This window comes from Streptococcus sp. OMI870 (assembly GCF_047460295.1).
Lineage (GTDB): Bacteria > Bacillota > Bacilli > Lactobacillales > Streptococcaceae > Streptococcus.
Window position 1 is genome coordinate 80,949 of sequence record NZ_JASHGM010000005.1, and the last position, 14,352, is coordinate 95,300.

A 14,352-nucleotide genomic window follows, 5' to 3' on the forward strand; every position below is an offset into this window, starting at 1 on the left:
AAATCTAATTTATTGGTATAAAAAAATACTTCCCTTTAAAAAGCCTTTCGGTGAAATTTATAAAAAGAGAAAGTGTCTTAAAAACCCTTGAAAATAAAGGATTTTTTCACAGGCGTTTGCATATATTTTCAACTAAAGATGGGGAAGGCAAGGAAAGTTTGGGGATTCAAGTTGTTATATATTTAAAGTAAAATAAAAAATTAAATTGACAAATATATAAAAATGGTTGATTGTGATACAATGAAGTTAACTGGAAGTAGCATATTTTTGCCTCTACAGTGAGATTTTTTTAAACAAAAAAGGAGAGTTTTGAAAATGAAAAGCTATCGTGAACATGTTTCGAAGCAGGAAAAATTTTCAATTCGTAAGTTATCAGTCGGTGTTGTTTCATTGGCCATCGCTGGATTGGCTACTGTTAATACCTACGGAGCAGAAGTGAAAGCAGATGAAGCAACAGCGCCTGCAACTGAAGCGACTACTACGGATACAGCAACAAGCGATGCAGCTGTTTCAACAAGTTCTAAGTTGACATCTACAACTGTGACAGAAGGAAATAAAACAGTTACGACGACTTATGTAGAATCACCAGAACTTGAAAAAGCAAAAGCTGATGCAGCTACAGAAGGTGTGACCGTTACAGAAGAAGCTGAAAAAGTTCAACCATCTATCGCAGTAGCAGAAGCAGATAATAAAGCTCAAACAGCTGAAATCAACACAGTCGTTGAAAACTACAAAAAGGCCAAAGCCGATTATGAAGCAAAATCTCAAGAAATCACATTGATTGAAAAGAGAAATGCGGATGCGGAAGCAGATTACCAAAAGAAAACAGCAAAGTACAATCAGGAAAAGGCAGCTTATGATAAAGCTTTAGAAGAGTACAATACTACAAAAGCAGCCTACGATGCCAAAGTAGCAGAAAAAGCAGCAGCAGATCAAGCGAATTCAGAAGCTAAAGCTAAGTATGATGCGGAAATGGCTGTTTACAATACAGCTAAAGCGCAATATGACAAAGATTTACAAGAATATCAAGCTAAGAAAGCTCAATACGATAAAGATAAAGAAGCTTATGGTAAGTTAGTTGCTAAGAAAGCAGAAGAAGATGCTGCCAAGAAAAAATACGACGCTGATCTTAACACATACAATGTTAAAAAAGCACAGTATGAAAATGACTATATTGCTTATCAAAAGGAATTAGCTGAATACGAAGTTGCCAAAAAACAATATACGGACGCGAAACAAGCATACGACAAATATATGACAGACAATGCGTATGCTGACCTTAAAAATGTTTCAACTGTTCAAGATTTGACCTTCCAACGTGAAGGTGGAGCAACGCACACCATTGACGGCATCAGCACTTATCTTACTCGTGATGCTCAAGCTCGTTTAAATACAAGCAATGTCCATCAATATGATTCTAATAAATTGGAAGCTTCAGATATTGTAGCAACTAGTCCTTGGGCCAATAATGAAACTGAATACATTCAAGTGAAGGAAGGCGACAAATTTGTTGTGACCTATGATAACTTGAATCAGTCTAGCATGCGTGAAAATACGGATATGCATCCAATCAAACGTGTGATTTACCGTTATGAGATTTTAAGTCTTCCATCAAATGATGGCAAAGGGATTGCAGCAGTCAACGCAGATCCAACGGTAACCATGACAGTGGGTGCTTCAACAGACCAAGACAAACCTGTTAAGGTTGCTGTCGATGTTGAATTCTATGATGGTGATGGCAATAAATTTGATTTGACTCAACGCAATGCCATTGTCGCTTTGAACTCGCTCAACCACTGGACAGGTGCTTCCTATGTCGATAGTGGAGACAAACCTCGTGCCCTTACAGTAGAAGCCAAAGATAAAAATGGCAACACTGTTCGTGGAACTTGGGATCCATATGCAGATGGTTCATCCATGAGCATTGAAAACAATGAAGTGAAGGTTAAAACAGGAAGAGCAAACTTTGGTGATGCCACTGTTTCCATTTCAGCGGACAATCCTCTTAAAATTGTGAAACAGACCTATGGTTATGTAGAAGTTGAAGCCGGTAAATGGGCACCAGGTACAACTCCTGAGAAGGAAGAAGTAACAGATGCCTTAACTGTAAATGCTTCGGGTTCAGGAAGTGTTCATTCTATTGGTACAGAAGAATTTACCTTTGAAGGTAAGGATGATGTTATCGGATCATACAAAGTAGATGCAACTACAGGTCAAATTACGTTCACGCCTAAGAAGAAATTTGAAAACGTGGAACACCAAGAGTCTGTAAATGTTGGAAATAATAAATTTATTCCAATTCCAAACTCAAGTGTTTCTTATGATGCTGCTACTAAAGAAGTGACTTCCTTTAAAGATAACCAATATATTGAACATGGCTCTGTCTTTAACGGTGAATCTTCAACAACTCTTGAAGGTTGGGATAATCCATCTTCTCCATACCTCTATTATGGTGGAGCAGGCTTGAAGATGTCAGATGGACACTTAGTCTTTACGGCTAATGGTGCCAATGCGGCTGGTCAACCAACGGTTTATTGGTTTGCCATCAACTCAAATGTAGGTCTTCCTAAAGAGCCAGGAGAAAAACCGAAAGAGCCAACAAAACCAACAGAACCAAAGGCTCCAACTCCACCAACACCAACAGTTGTGGAAGTACCAGCAGAGCCAAGTAAACCTGAAGAACCTAAATCACCAACTCCGCCAACAGCACCTAACTACACTGTGATTACGGTCGATGTGGAGGAACCAAAAGCTCCAACTCCACCAACCCAACCAACCCCGCCGACTCCTGAAGTCGTTCCAAATACGAAACCGGTGAAACCGGAAGCTGAAGTGAAATGGCATAAGAATAAAGTGGTAACGGAAACAGACATTCCAACCCCACCAACACCAGTTCCACCAACTCCACCAACTCCATATAACCCACCAACACCAATCGTTCCTCCAACTCCAGAGGTTCCAACAAAACCAACTCCTGAAGTTCCGGAACAGCCTGTAGAACCTGCGCAACGACAAACACCTGCGCTTCCAAATACAGGTACAGAAAGCTCAGCTGCAGCTGTTCTTGCAGGTGCGATGGCTGGATTGCTTGGATTGGGTCTTGCTTGCAAGAAAAAAGAGGATTAAATCTTATTTCTTTCGTTCATTCATCTAAATAAAGAAAGTCAGAAGGCAAATGCTTCTGGCTTTTTTAATGGAGTGATGACCAAATGGTTGCAAAAAAGAACTGAATAGTTTTTGGATAAGGAACGGAAATGGCTTTTAAAGACCAAATCGTGTCCAAATGAAGCAGAATAGAAATAAATGACTGAAATAGAGAAAAATCAGCTATACTAGTCCTGTTCGAATGAAAGTTTATAGGACTCCGTTAGATCTCTAATCATTCCAATCATACAGTTGCGATGTCTTTTTCATCTTTTTCACACATTACTTTTCCAAATGAATTTCATTTGAACATATCAGCGATCAGGCAAGTACTTCCATGGTTTTGAGGTGCTTGCCTTTCTATCTGTATCGCGATATAATAGTGTGTAAGAAATGAAAAGGAGTTTGTATGAAAAAGAAACCTATCTATTTGTATATCCTGTTATTTTTCTCCACAGTGGGAACCCTAACATCAGCTGTCGCTACCTTTGGAGCTTCAAAGAATTTCGAATTGACAGACGATTTTGCAAACCAACTTGCTTTAACGACAGCTCAAGACAAGGCAGATTACATAGTTTATTATGAAAAATCAGTACAAGTCAATCAGTCTCCACTAGCTTTTTTATTTGTTTCACTGATTTTGATTGCCTTACTTGCAACTTTCTATTTCCTCTTTATGAAGCAGGATCTGTTAACAGCCCATTATACGTATATGGGACAGATTGTGTTAAGTCAAGTCTTCTCTTGTTATAATTATTTTGCAGGGCGCTCACTATTAGCTACTTTTTCAAATCCATCCCTTCGTCAACGATATCTAGCATCTTCATCCCTTGCTTTGTTACTCTTGACGGCTATAGCCATCCTCTTCTTTGGAATTGTTTTGTATAAAGCCTTGAGTTTGAGAAAAGCTCAAGCTAGGGCATAATAGATAAGTTTGAATGGAGCTCTCTTAGAGGATAAGAGAGCTTCTTGATTGGAGAAAAAAGATGAAAGTATCCTTTGTGTATATTAGTCTGAGTGGGAATACAGAGAGTTTTGTTCGCCGTTTAAGTGACTATTTGCTGGAAGCCCATCCAGGGCTTGAAATTGAAAAAATCCATGTCAAAGACTTAGTCAAAGAAGGGAAGCCCTTCTTTGAAGTCGATACACCTTTTATCACCTTTTTGCCTACCTATCTAGAAGGAGGTAATGGTGTTGATAATGGGGACGTAGAGATTTTAACAACCGATGTAGCAGACTTTATTGCCTATGGAGACAATGCCACTAAATGCTTGGGTGTTGTAGGATCTGGAAACCGCAACTTCAATAATCAATATTGCCTAACGGCCAAGCAGTACAGTCAACGCTTTGGTTTCCCTATGCTAGCAGACTTTGAGATGCGAGGGATGCTAGGGGATATCAAAAAAGTAGCTGCGATTGTAGAAGATCTGTATCATCTGTAAAATAAAGAGAGGCTGGGACAAAAGTCCTAGCCTCTTAATTGTTTTTGGATTGTCGAGCAAGACGCAGTGGTTGAGTGGGCTCTACTACGCTGATTTCATCAGATTTTACAGCCCTACTCAACTGTGCGGAGGTGGGACGACGAAATCGAATTCTAACGAATGACCGATTTCTGTCCCACTCTCTTTTTTACGGTTTATTTTAATTTCTCTATAACTTCTTTAGCAAGTAAAAGACCTAATCGATAGTCCTTATCGATGGCATGAATGACATCGTTGATGTTGGCGGTCTCTTGGATTTTTTTCTTGATACTCTCTTTGAAGGCTTGGTCTTTCAAAAGTTGTTCTTGTAGGAGCCGTTTGAGTGTTTCTTTTTCGTATTTGTTATATAAAAAGAGGATCACTAAACTGAATAAAAATTGATGTGTGAAATGTTGTCTCTTCGAAAATCCGAGCATGGACATGAGAAAAGGAGTGAGAAAGAACTAAATTCAAACGCATTTAGTTTTTTCTCACTCCCATAAGAGATGTTCTACTTATCAATAACTAGATAAGAAATTACATTTTCTCAGGTGCATCGACACCAAGTAAGCGAAGAGCTTCTTTCAAAACAACTGCTGTTGAGTAGCTAAGAGCAAGGCGGCTATCGCGTTCTGGACTTTCATCCAAGATACGAGTGTGTGCATAGTACTTGTTGAAGGCTTGAGCCAAGTTGATGGCATATTTAGCAATCAAGGATGGATCATAGTTTTCAGCAGCACGTTTCACGACACGAGAGAAGTCTTGGAGAAGTTTGATGATTTCCCAGCTTTCTGGGTCGCTCAAGCTGTAAGTTGCATCTGTTGATGGAGTGAAGTTAGCTTTGCGAAGGATGGATTGGATACGAGCGTATGCGTATTGAACGTAAGGTCCAGTTTCCCCTTCGAAGGATACCATGGCTTCAAGGTCAAAGTCATACCCGTTGCGACGGTCAGTCTTCAAGTCATAGAACTTAACGGCACCAACACCGACTGCATGTGCTACTTCTTCCTTGTTTTCCAGTTCAGGGTTCTTCTCTTCGATCTGAGCTTTGGCACGAGAGATAGCTTCTTGAAGAGTTGGTTCGAGTAGGATGATATTTCCTTTACGAGTTGACAATTTTTGGCGGTTCTTTGTGACCAAACCAAAGTCAACGTGGATCATATCGTCGCTCCAGTCAAATCCCATTTTCTTCAAAACAGCTTTCAACTGACGGAAGTGGTTGGATTGTTCTTGACCTACAGCATAGATGTTTTTCACAAAGTTGTAAGTCCGAGCACGGTAGATAGCGGTCGCGATATCACGAGTGATATAAAGAGTAGCGCCGTCTGATTTTTTGATCATAGCTGGTGGAAGGTTGACATCATCCAATTCAACGATGCTAGCTCCTTTAGATTCTTTCAACAAGCCTTTGTCTTCAAGGATTTGAACCCCTTCATCCATCTTGTCGTTGTAGAAAGCTTCCCCGTTTAAGCTATCAAACTCAACACCAAGGAGTTTGTAGATACGGTTGAATTCCACCAAGCTTTCGTCACGGAACCATTGCCACAATTCAGTCGCTTCTGGATCTCCATCTTCCAATTTCTTGAACCATTTACGTCCTTCTTCATCAAGCTCAGGATCATTTTCAATTTCAGCATTGATACGAACGTAAAGTTTTAGTAATTCATCGATTGGGTTGGCTTCGACAGCTTCCTTGCTACCCCATTTTTTATAAGCGACCATCAAGAGACCGAACTGTTTGCCCCAGTCTCCTAAGTGGTTGATTTTAATCGTGTTGTAGCCCATTTTTCGGAAGATGTTTGAAAGAGCATCCCCGATAACAGTTGAACGTAAGTGACCAACTGAGAATGGTTTTGCAATATTTGGACTTGAAAGGTCGATGGTAATGTTTTGACCATGACCTTCGTCTTGTTGGCCGTAGTCTGCACCCGCTTCGATGACGGATTTGATTACTTGATCAGAGATCTTAGATTTATCTAAGAAGAAGTTCACGTAAGGTCCAGTTGCAACGACTTTTTCGAAGGCGCTTTGGTCGATCTTTTCAGCAATATCTGCAGCGATTGCTTGAGGAGCCTTGCGTTCCACTTTTGCAAGTGAGAAGGCTGGAAAAGCAATGTCACCAAGATCAGATGATTTTGGTTGTTCAAGCAAATTTAAAATAGCATCTTGGTCAAGAGAGTCAATCACTTTGGCCAATTCACTAGCAATGAGTTCTTTATTATTCATATTAGCTCCTTAGTCCTTTTAACTATTATTTTAACACAATTTCGAGCGAATTTTCAATTTTTTTGGTATAATTTAAAGTATATTTATTCAAAAGTGGAGGTCCAATGAAAAAGACAGAACGTCACCTTTTGATTCAACAAATGATTCGAAATGAAAAATTGTCGACTCAAAAAGAGATTCAGGATCGATTAGAAGCAAAAGGGATTGCCGTGACGCAAACAACTCTTTCACGTGATTTACGCGATCTAGGTCTGGTCAAGGTAAAGCGAAAAGATCAATTGTATTATATTTTGCCAAATGAGCCTGAGGTGGCAGAGATTTATATTATGCTGTCCAGCCATGCCAAGTCTGTCTCACGGGCAGAATTCACCTTGGTCTTGCGGACAGAGCTGGGAGAAGCAGCTCTCTTGGCCAATGGTGTAGATGAAATGGCAGATGAGCGTATTTTGGGAACAGTGGCTGGGGCCAATACCCTCTTGATTGTCTGTCGAGACCAAGATGCGGCCATTGAAATTCAAAATGAAATTTTAGGGATGATGCAATAATCAAGCCCATTGAAAGTAAACCGATTCTTAGATGTCATAGGAGGAAGATAGGCAACTATCTACTCCTGTTTTCATCTATGGAGCTTGTGTCAGAAAATGATGCAACAGTAAGGAATAAAGAAGTATGACAGTAGAAAAAATATCCCCTGGAATGCAGCAGTATCTAGATATCAAAAAAGACTATCCGGATGCCTTTTTGCTGTTTCGAATGGGAGATTTTTACGAATTATTTTATGAAGATGCAGTGAATGCAGCTCAAATTTTAGAGATTTCCTTAACCTCACGGAATAAAAATGCAGAGAATCCAATTCCTATGGCAGGTGTTCCCTACCATTCGGCCCAGCAGTATATTGATGTTCTTATTGAACAGGGGTATAAGGTCGCGATTGCAGAACAAATGGAAGATCCCAAAGAAGCCAAGGGGGTTGTTAAGCGGGAAGTGGTACAGGTGATTACCCCTGGTACAGTGGTGGATTCGACAAAACCGGATAGTGAGAATAACTTCTTGGTTGCCTTGGATTGCTCAGGAAATGATTATGGACTAGCCTATATGGATCTGGTGACAGGTGAGTTTCAGGTGACCACCCTTAATGACTTCACTATGGTTTGTGGAGAAATCCGCAATTTACGTGCGCGTGAGGTGGTCCTGGGTTATGAGTTGCCAGAACAGGAAGAGCGTGTTTTTGTGAGCCAGATGAATCTCTTGCTGTCACGTGTTGAGACGGCGCTTGACGATGTCCAACTCTTAGGGGATCATCTGAGTGAGCTAGAAAAGAAAACGGCTGGGAAACTTCTCCAGTATGTCCACCAGACGCAAATGCGGGAATTGAGCCATCTCAAAAAAGCCCATCATTATGAGATTTGCGATTTCTTGCAGATGGACTTTGCGACCAAGGCCAGTCTGGATTTGACAGAGAATGCTCGGACTGGGAAGAAACATGGTAGCTTGTATTGGTATTTGGATGAAACTAAGACGGCCATGGGAGGTCGTTTGTTGCGGTCCTGGATTCAGAAACCCTTAGTCGATTTGAAACGGATTCAAGAGCGCCAGGACATCATTCAGGTCTTTATGGATCATTTCTTTGAACGGAGCGATTTGACCGACAGCCTCAAAGGGGTCTATGACATTGAACGCTTAGCGAGTCGGGTTTCCTTTGGTAAGATCAATCCTAAGGATCTCTTGCAGCTAGGAGATACTCTGGGGCATGTGCCGACGATCAAGTCGATTCTACTGGGGATTGGTGATCCAGTATTAGATGTCTTGATTGCACGCTTGGATGAACTGCCTGAGTTGCACCGCTTGATTACCTCGGCTATTGCTCCGGAAGCGTCTGCTGTTATTACAGAGGGAAATATCATCCGTACAGGTTTTGACGAGCAATTGGACCAGTATCGTGTCGTTCTTCGGGATGGTACCGGTTGGATTGCAGAGATTGAAGCCAAGGAGCGTGAGGCTAGTGGTATTACCGGTTTGAAAATTGATTACAACAAGAAGGATGGCTACTATTTCCATGTCACCAATTCTCAATTGAACCACGTTCCTGCCCATTTTTTCCGCAAGGCGACCTTGAAAAATTCAGAACGCTTTGGCACGGAAGAATTGGCACGCATCGAAGGCGATATGCTAGAGGCGCGTGAGAAGTCTGCTAATCTGGAATATACGATTTTTATGCGGATTCGTGAAGAAGTTGGTAAGTATATTCAGCATCTGCAACAGTTGGCTCAGGCGATTGCGACAGTTGATGTTTTACAAAGTCTAGCCAGTGTTGCCGAATCGCAACAATTGATTCGTCCCCTCTTCCATGAAGAGAGACGGATAGCGATCGACAAAGGCCGTCATCCGGTTGTTGAGAAAGTCATGGGGGCCCAGTCCTATATTCCCAATAGCATCTTTATGGATGAAGAGCAGGATATTCAGTTGATTACAGGGCCAAACATGAGCGGGAAGTCTACCTATATGCGCCAATTGGCAATTATCGTGATTCTTGCGCAAATTGGCTCCTATGTTCCAGCCCAAAAGGCAGAGTTACCAATCTTTGACGCCATTTATACCCGGATCGGTGCTGCCGATGACCTGGTATCGGGCCAGTCTACTTTTATGGTAGAAATGATGGAGGCTAATCAGGCCATTCGAAAGGCAACGCACCAGTCTTTGATTTTATTTGATGAATTGGGACGGGGAACGGCGACCTATGATGGAATGGCTCTTGCCCAGTCAATCATCGAATACATTCATGATCGTACTGGAGCCAAAACCTTGTTTGCGACCCATTACCATGAGCTGACGGCTCTCTCGGAGACCCTATCCCGATTGGAAAATGTCCATGTCGCGACCTTGGAGCGAGATGGACAGGTCACCTTCTTGCACAAGATTGAACCTGGCCCAGCGGATAAGTCCTATGGGATTCACGTGGCCAAGATTGCTGGTTTACCAGAGGTATTATTGCAGCGGGCGGATGCGATTTTGACCAAACTAGAAGGACAAGCCCAGCAAGTACCGCTTGTGGATGCAACTCCTAAAAAGGAAGTCCCTTCGCAGGTTGCAGAGCAAATGTCCCTCTTTGAGGAAGCGTCAGAAAATGCGGTAATCACAGAATTGAAGAATCTGGATCTCTACAATATGACTCCCATGGAAGTCATGATGGCGGTTGCCGAGATGAAAAAGAGAATATAAAAAAACAGTTCATTTTGAACTGTTTTTTTATATTCCTCATGCTTTCCCTTGTAATTGACGGTTGATCTCGTCTACTTTCTTTTTATTGTGGTAGTGAGAAACAAGCCAGATAATGAGATAGACGAAGCTAAATTCAAGAATGACGGAGAGATAAAAACTGATTTGCATTGGGAACCAACCCCCCAAAGTTGCTAGTGGTAGGAAACCAAAGAGCATCAAAAGATAGTGGCTGACGGTTGCGCGCAGTAAACTCCAATCTTTGTTGAAAAGGACATTCCCCAAGCTGAAGAGGAGTCCGATTCCGGCCCAGATTAGGACACAATAGAGCATAACAATAGAGCCGTGTACTTCATGTTTTTGCATCCACTGGCCAACAGCTGAGCTAGGACTGAGGGGCATATAGGTGGAAGGGGCGTTCAAGAATGAAAAGAGGATCGAGAGGATGAGACCGATCAAGATCCCTTTTAGAGCGTTTGTAAAATGGTGTTTCATCATGATAATTTCTCCTTAATAGCTTTTAAATACCGACGAGAGGAGTATGCTAAACTCCCGTTTTTAAGATAGATTTGAACCGATCCGCTAGTGGTAAAATTCAGATGATCGATTTCTTTGGTGTTGATAATTTCAGATTGGGAAATTTTTAAAAAGTAGCTGGGCAAGTCTTCAGAGACTTGGTAGAGAGGACCTGTAAGGATAAAATGATCATCCTTTGTTTCACCAACTACTTGCCGATTTTCAATATAGAACCGATGGAACAAGCGGGCCTCTACAAGATAGGTTTCGCCCTCTTTTTTCGCTCGCAAACGTTCCTTCTGGTCCAACATTTCCACAAAATCACGGACTTGTTCTACACGCGTAGATAGTGTAGGTGCTGTAATGGTCACCGCTTCTTCTTGGAAATGGGAATCAATGTGTACTTCAACTTTCATAAGATATTCTCTCCCTCCTTAAGTAAAGTCGGTTGGCCTGCTAGCCCGGCTCCTTCTTTACACTACTATTAAACACTTTTTCCAAAGGGAAGACAAGGGGATTTGTTTATGTGGTCATTTTCTTTGCCTATGCGGTTTTTAGGGAAGAAGATGGGGCCGGCCTCCATTTTTTTAAGAAGGGGAGACCTGTGGATCTGTGGTATAATAGAGCTACATGTATCGGTGAAAAAAGGTAAAGGAGCAGCTATGTCACAGATTATTGAATTGCCAGAAGTCCTAGCCAACCAGATTGCGGCAGGTGAAGTAATTGAACGACCTGCTAGTGTGGTCAAGGAATTGGTTGAAAACTCGATCGATGCTGGAGCTAGCCAGATCGTCGTTGAAATCGAAGAAGCAGGATTGAAGTCGATTCGGATCACAGACAATGGGGAAGGAATTGCGCATGATGAGGTCGCTTTGGCCCTTCGTCGACATGCGACCAGTAAGATCAAGAATCAAGCGGATCTTTTTCGCATTCGAACGCTTGGTTTTCGTGGCGAGGCCATGCCTTCCATTGCTTCTGTTAGTATTCTAACCCTTCTAACGGCGCAAGAAGGAGCTGCCCACGGGACCAAATTGGTCGCAAAGGGTGGTGAAATTGAGGAATTGGAGCCAGCGACAAGTCCTGTCGGGACCAAGATCACAGTAGAAGATCTCTTTTTTAATACCCCTGCTCGTCTCAAGTATTTAAAGAGCCAGCAGGCAGAGCTATCCCATATCGTGGATATTCTCAATCGCTTGAGCTTGGCCCATCCAGAGATTGCTTTCACCTTAATCAATGACGGAAAAGAAATGACCAAAACGGCAGGTACTGGTAATCTCCGGCAAGCGATTGCGGGCGTCTATGGTCTAGCTTCTGCCAAGAAGATGGTGGCCATTGAAAATCACGACCTGGATTTTGAAGTGACGGGCTTTGTGTCTTTGCCTGAATTGACTCGTGCCAATCGCAACTACATCAGTCTCTTTATCAACGGCCGCTACATCAAGAATTTCTTGCTCAATCGGGCTATTTTAGACGGCTACGGTAGTAAACTCATGGTGGGTCGCTTCCCACTTGCGATCATTCATATCCAGATCGACCCTTACTTAGCGGATGTCAATGTTCATCCGACCAAGCAAGAGGTTCGTATCTCCAAAGAACGAGAACTGATGGCCTTGATTTCCCAAGCTATTGCGAATGCTCTGAAAGAGCAGGACCTAATTCCGGATGCTCTAGAAAATCTAGCCAAGTCGACCATTCGTCGAGCAGAAAAGCCGGTTCAGACGACTTTGCCTTTAAAAGAAAACCGCCTTTATTATGACCGCGAAAGTCAAGATTTCAAACTTCGACCAGAGGTGGCAGATCCTCAACTTCCTCTGACAGATGAAGCTACTGCTGATTCGATAAGCCAAGAAAATCCAGTAGAAAAACCGACAAGCGCGATCAAGTTTGCGGAAAGAAAGGCTACGGTATACGATGAACTGGATCACCCAGAGTTGGATCTGGCTAGTCTAGACAAGGTCTATGACAAGCTGGAGGGAGAGGAAGCATCGACCTTCCCAGAGTTGGAATATTTTGGACAGATGCATGGGACCTATCTCTTTGCTCAAGGAAATGGGGGACTTTACATCATTGACCAGCACGCGGCCCAAGAGCGGGTCAAATACGAAGAATACCGGGAGAGCATCGGGGATGTGGACGGTAGCCAGCAACAACTGCTGGTGCCTTATATCTTTGAGTTCCCTGCAGATGATCTGATCCGCCTGCAACAGCGCAAACACCTCCTAGAGGAAGTGGGCGTCTATCTAGAAGAGTACGGAGCCAACCAGTTGATCTTGCGGGAGCATCCGATTTGGATGAAGGAAGAAGAGATCGAGTCGGGTATCTATGAGATGTGTGACATGCTCCTCTTGACCAAGGAAGTGTCCATCAAGAAATACCGGGCTGAGTTGGCTATCATGATGTCCTGCAAACGCTCCATCAAGGCCAACCACACGCTGGACGATTACTCTGCACGCGACCTGATCTATCAACTGTCCCAATGTGACAACCCTTATAACTGCCCTCATGGCCGTCCAGTTTTGGTTAACTTTACCAAGTCAGATATGGAAAAGATGTTCCGACGCATTCAGGAAAATCACACTAGCCTAAGGGAATTGGGTAAATATTAAATAAAGAATAAAGGAAGATTATGTACGAATACATTAAAGGAATCTTAACGAAAATCACCGCCAAATATATCGTAGTAGAAACAGCTGGGATCGGCTATCTCTTACATGTAGCTAATCCATATGCCTACTCTGGCAAAGTGAATCAAGAGGTGCAAGTCTATCTGCACCAGGTGGTCCGTGAAGATGCTCACCTTCTCTATGGCTTTGCGACAGAAGAAGAGAAAAAGCTCTTTTTGAACTTGATCTCGGTCTCTGGAATTGGACCAGTGTCAGCTCTAGCTATCATTGCTGCGGATGACAATGCAGGCCTTGTCCAAGCCATCGAAAGCAAGAACATCACCTACTTGACCAAGTTTCCGAAGATCGGCAAGAAAACAGCCCAGCAGATGGTCTTGGATCTAGAAGGTAAGATCAATCTTGATCTAGAAGATGCACCGGCTCAGTCCAAAGCCAAAGTTGCAGAAGAAAACCAAGCCCTTGAGGAAGCCATGGAAGCTATGTTGGCATTGGGCTACAAGGCAACGGAACTCAAGAAGATCAAGAAATTCTTTGAAGGAACTTCGGATACAGCAGAGAACTATATCAAGTCTGCCCTTAAGATGTTGGTGAAATAATGAGCATTGCTCGAATTAAACTAGTTGAAGCAAGAAGCAGTAACAACCATATCAAGATAATGTTTAAGAATGGGAAGATTAAGACGATACGGATACACTGTAAAGTTTTTCCTTTGTTTTGTAAAAATTGTCAACAGAGTCAGACAGAATTATTTTTGCATAATGGATCTCGCTATGGTCAAGTTGGCTCAATTCCTTGTGAATTTTGTGGTGTGAGTATTGCCATAGTGGATAACGACAATATAGTAGATAGTATAAAGGTGAATGATGAATCTTGTTCTTTCGAAAAACTCTATCTGTTAAGTGCAGACTACATTGAATGGTTTCAAGAATGGTATGGAATAACATTGGCTCCCGAAAGCTTTTTTGAAGGTTGGACTGATTGGATAACTGTAGACCAACTTCGAGAACAGATTGAAACATTAACTGGTATAGAAACAGATGGTCAAGCAAGGTATCAAACAGATGAAAAATTTAACCCTCTACCACCAGATATTAATCGTTGGATTAATCTATTGGACAAGTCTACTGTTCCCTTGCCTGATTATGTTTCAAAGATAGGAGAATAAG

12 protein-coding genes are annotated in these 14,352 nt (G+C 42.3%); 8 read left to right on the forward strand and 4 right to left on the reverse strand.

All coding sequences use genetic code 11. The annotated features are described in order from the left end of the window. The first annotated feature begins 315 nt into the window (after positions 1-315). The 3 genes from QM968_RS08725 to nrdI all read left to right on the forward strand — a co-directional run bounded on the left by QM968_RS08725 (position 316) and on the right by nrdI (position 4,586). Positions 316-3,126, forward strand: coding sequence for a GbpC/Spa domain-containing protein (locus QM968_RS08725; protein ID WP_414383542.1), 2,811 nt, complete (start codon positions 316-318; stop codon positions 3,124-3,126). A gap of 427 nt (positions 3,127-3,553) precedes the next feature. Continuing rightward, positions 3,554-4,069: a hypothetical protein gene (locus QM968_RS08730; RefSeq protein ID WP_414383544.1), complete on the forward strand. Its 516-nt coding sequence runs from the start codon at positions 3,554-3,556 to the stop codon at positions 4,067-4,069. Positions 4,070-4,130: 61 nt separating this feature from the next. Beyond that, entirely contained in the window at positions 4,131-4,586 is a 456-nt protein-coding gene (nrdI, locus tag QM968_RS08735; protein ID WP_414383546.1) for a class Ib ribonucleoside-diphosphate reductase assembly flavoprotein NrdI, read from the forward strand. Between the two features lie 194 nt (positions 4,587-4,780). On the opposite strand, the gene QM968_RS08740 is transcribed toward nrdI, so the two are convergent. Both QM968_RS08740 and argS read right to left on the reverse strand, forming a co-directional pair. Then, positions 4,781-5,047 carry a MarR family transcriptional regulator gene (locus QM968_RS08740; RefSeq protein ID WP_414383548.1) on the reverse strand — a complete coding sequence of 89 codons (267 nt, stop codon included), beginning with the start codon at positions 5,045-5,047 and terminating at the stop codon, positions 4,781-4,783. A gap of 94 nt (positions 5,048-5,141) precedes the next feature. Further along, on the reverse strand, positions 5,142-6,830 hold the full coding sequence (gene argS / locus QM968_RS08745) for an arginine--tRNA ligase (protein WP_414383550.1): 1,689 nt from the start codon (positions 6,828-6,830) through the stop codon (positions 5,142-5,144). A gap of 104 nt (positions 6,831-6,934) precedes the next feature. Here argS and argR point away from each other — a divergent pair, with 104 nt between their 5' ends. Together argR and mutS are read left to right on the forward strand one after the other, a co-directional pair. Beyond that, on the forward strand, positions 6,935-7,375 hold the full coding sequence (argR, locus tag QM968_RS08750) for an arginine repressor (protein ID WP_371611467.1): 441 nt from the start codon (positions 6,935-6,937) through the stop codon (positions 7,373-7,375). 124 nt (positions 7,376-7,499) lie between these two features. Beyond that, complete coding sequence (gene mutS / locus QM968_RS08755; RefSeq protein WP_414383553.1) at positions 7,500-10,049, forward strand: DNA mismatch repair protein MutS; 2,550 nt, start codon at positions 7,500-7,502, stop codon at positions 10,047-10,049. A 36-nt stretch (positions 10,050-10,085) separates the two neighbouring features. Here the strand turns inward: mutS and QM968_RS08760 are convergent, their stop codons facing one another. After that, positions 10,086-10,544, reverse strand: a complete 459-nt coding sequence (locus tag QM968_RS08760) for a DUF3021 domain-containing protein (protein ID WP_414383555.1) — start codon at positions 10,542-10,544, stop codon at positions 10,086-10,088. Beyond that, the gene (locus QM968_RS08765; RefSeq protein WP_414383557.1) at positions 10,541-10,978 is read right to left on the reverse strand and encodes a LytTR family DNA-binding domain-containing protein; all 438 of its coding nucleotides are present in this window, start codon (positions 10,976-10,978) and stop codon (positions 10,541-10,543) included. Before QM968_RS08765 ends, QM968_RS08760 begins: the two co-directional genes overlap by 4 nt. 246 nt (positions 10,979-11,224) lie before the next feature. Here QM968_RS08765 and mutL point away from each other — a divergent pair, with 246 nt between their 5' ends. The 3 genes from mutL to QM968_RS08780 are packed head-to-tail and all read left to right on the forward strand — an operon-like array spanning position 11,225 to position 14,351. After that, complete coding sequence (mutL, locus tag QM968_RS08770; RefSeq protein WP_414326596.1) at positions 11,225-13,168, forward strand: DNA mismatch repair endonuclease MutL; 1,944 nt, start codon at positions 11,225-11,227, stop codon at positions 13,166-13,168. Positions 13,169-13,188: 20 nt separating this feature from the next. Then, positions 13,189-13,782 (forward strand): Holliday junction branch migration protein RuvA, encoded by a 594-nt coding sequence (gene ruvA / locus QM968_RS08775; RefSeq protein WP_414326598.1) that lies wholly within the window; start codon positions 13,189-13,191, stop codon positions 13,780-13,782. Further along, positions 13,782-14,351, forward strand: coding sequence for a hypothetical protein (locus QM968_RS08780; protein ID WP_414326600.1), 570 nt, complete (start codon positions 13,782-13,784; stop codon positions 14,349-14,351). Before ruvA ends, QM968_RS08780 begins: the two co-directional genes overlap by 1 nt. Position 14,352: the final 1 nt, after the last annotated feature.

Excerpts from the sequence above, each read along its gene's own strand:
- mutL (WP_414326596.1), top strand. The coding sequence starts at position 11,225 with ATGTCACAGATTATTGAATTGCCAGAAGTCCTAGCCAACCAGATTGCG.
- ruvA (WP_414326598.1), top strand. The coding sequence starts at position 13,189 with ATGTACGAATACATTAAAGGAATCTTAACGAAAATCACCGCCAAATAT.
- argS (WP_414383550.1), bottom strand. The coding sequence starts at position 6,830 with ATGAATAATAAAGAACTCATTGCTAGTGAATTGGCCAAAGTGATTGAC.
- nrdI (WP_414383546.1), top strand. The coding sequence starts at position 4,131 with ATGAAAGTATCCTTTGTGTATATTAGTCTGAGTGGGAATACAGAGAGT.
- QM968_RS08760 (WP_414383555.1), bottom strand. The coding sequence starts at position 10,544 with ATGATGAAACACCATTTTACAAACGCTCTAAAAGGGATCTTGATCGGT.
- QM968_RS08765 (WP_414383557.1), bottom strand. The coding sequence starts at position 10,978 with ATGAAAGTTGAAGTACACATTGATTCCCATTTCCAAGAAGAAGCGGTG.
- argR (WP_371611467.1), top strand. The coding sequence starts at position 6,935 with ATGAAAAAGACAGAACGTCACCTTTTGATTCAACAAATGATTCGAAAT.
- QM968_RS08740 (WP_414383548.1), bottom strand. The coding sequence starts at position 5,047 with ATGTCCATGCTCGGATTTTCGAAGAGACAACATTTCACACATCAATTT.
- QM968_RS08730 (WP_414383544.1), top strand. The coding sequence starts at position 3,554 with ATGAAAAAGAAACCTATCTATTTGTATATCCTGTTATTTTTCTCCACA.
- mutS (WP_414383553.1), top strand. The coding sequence starts at position 7,500 with ATGACAGTAGAAAAAATATCCCCTGGAATGCAGCAGTATCTAGATATC.
- QM968_RS08725 (WP_414383542.1), top strand. The coding sequence starts at position 316 with ATGAAAAGCTATCGTGAACATGTTTCGAAGCAGGAAAAATTTTCAATT.
- QM968_RS08780 (WP_414326600.1), top strand. The coding sequence starts at position 13,782 with ATGAGCATTGCTCGAATTAAACTAGTTGAAGCAAGAAGCAGTAACAAC.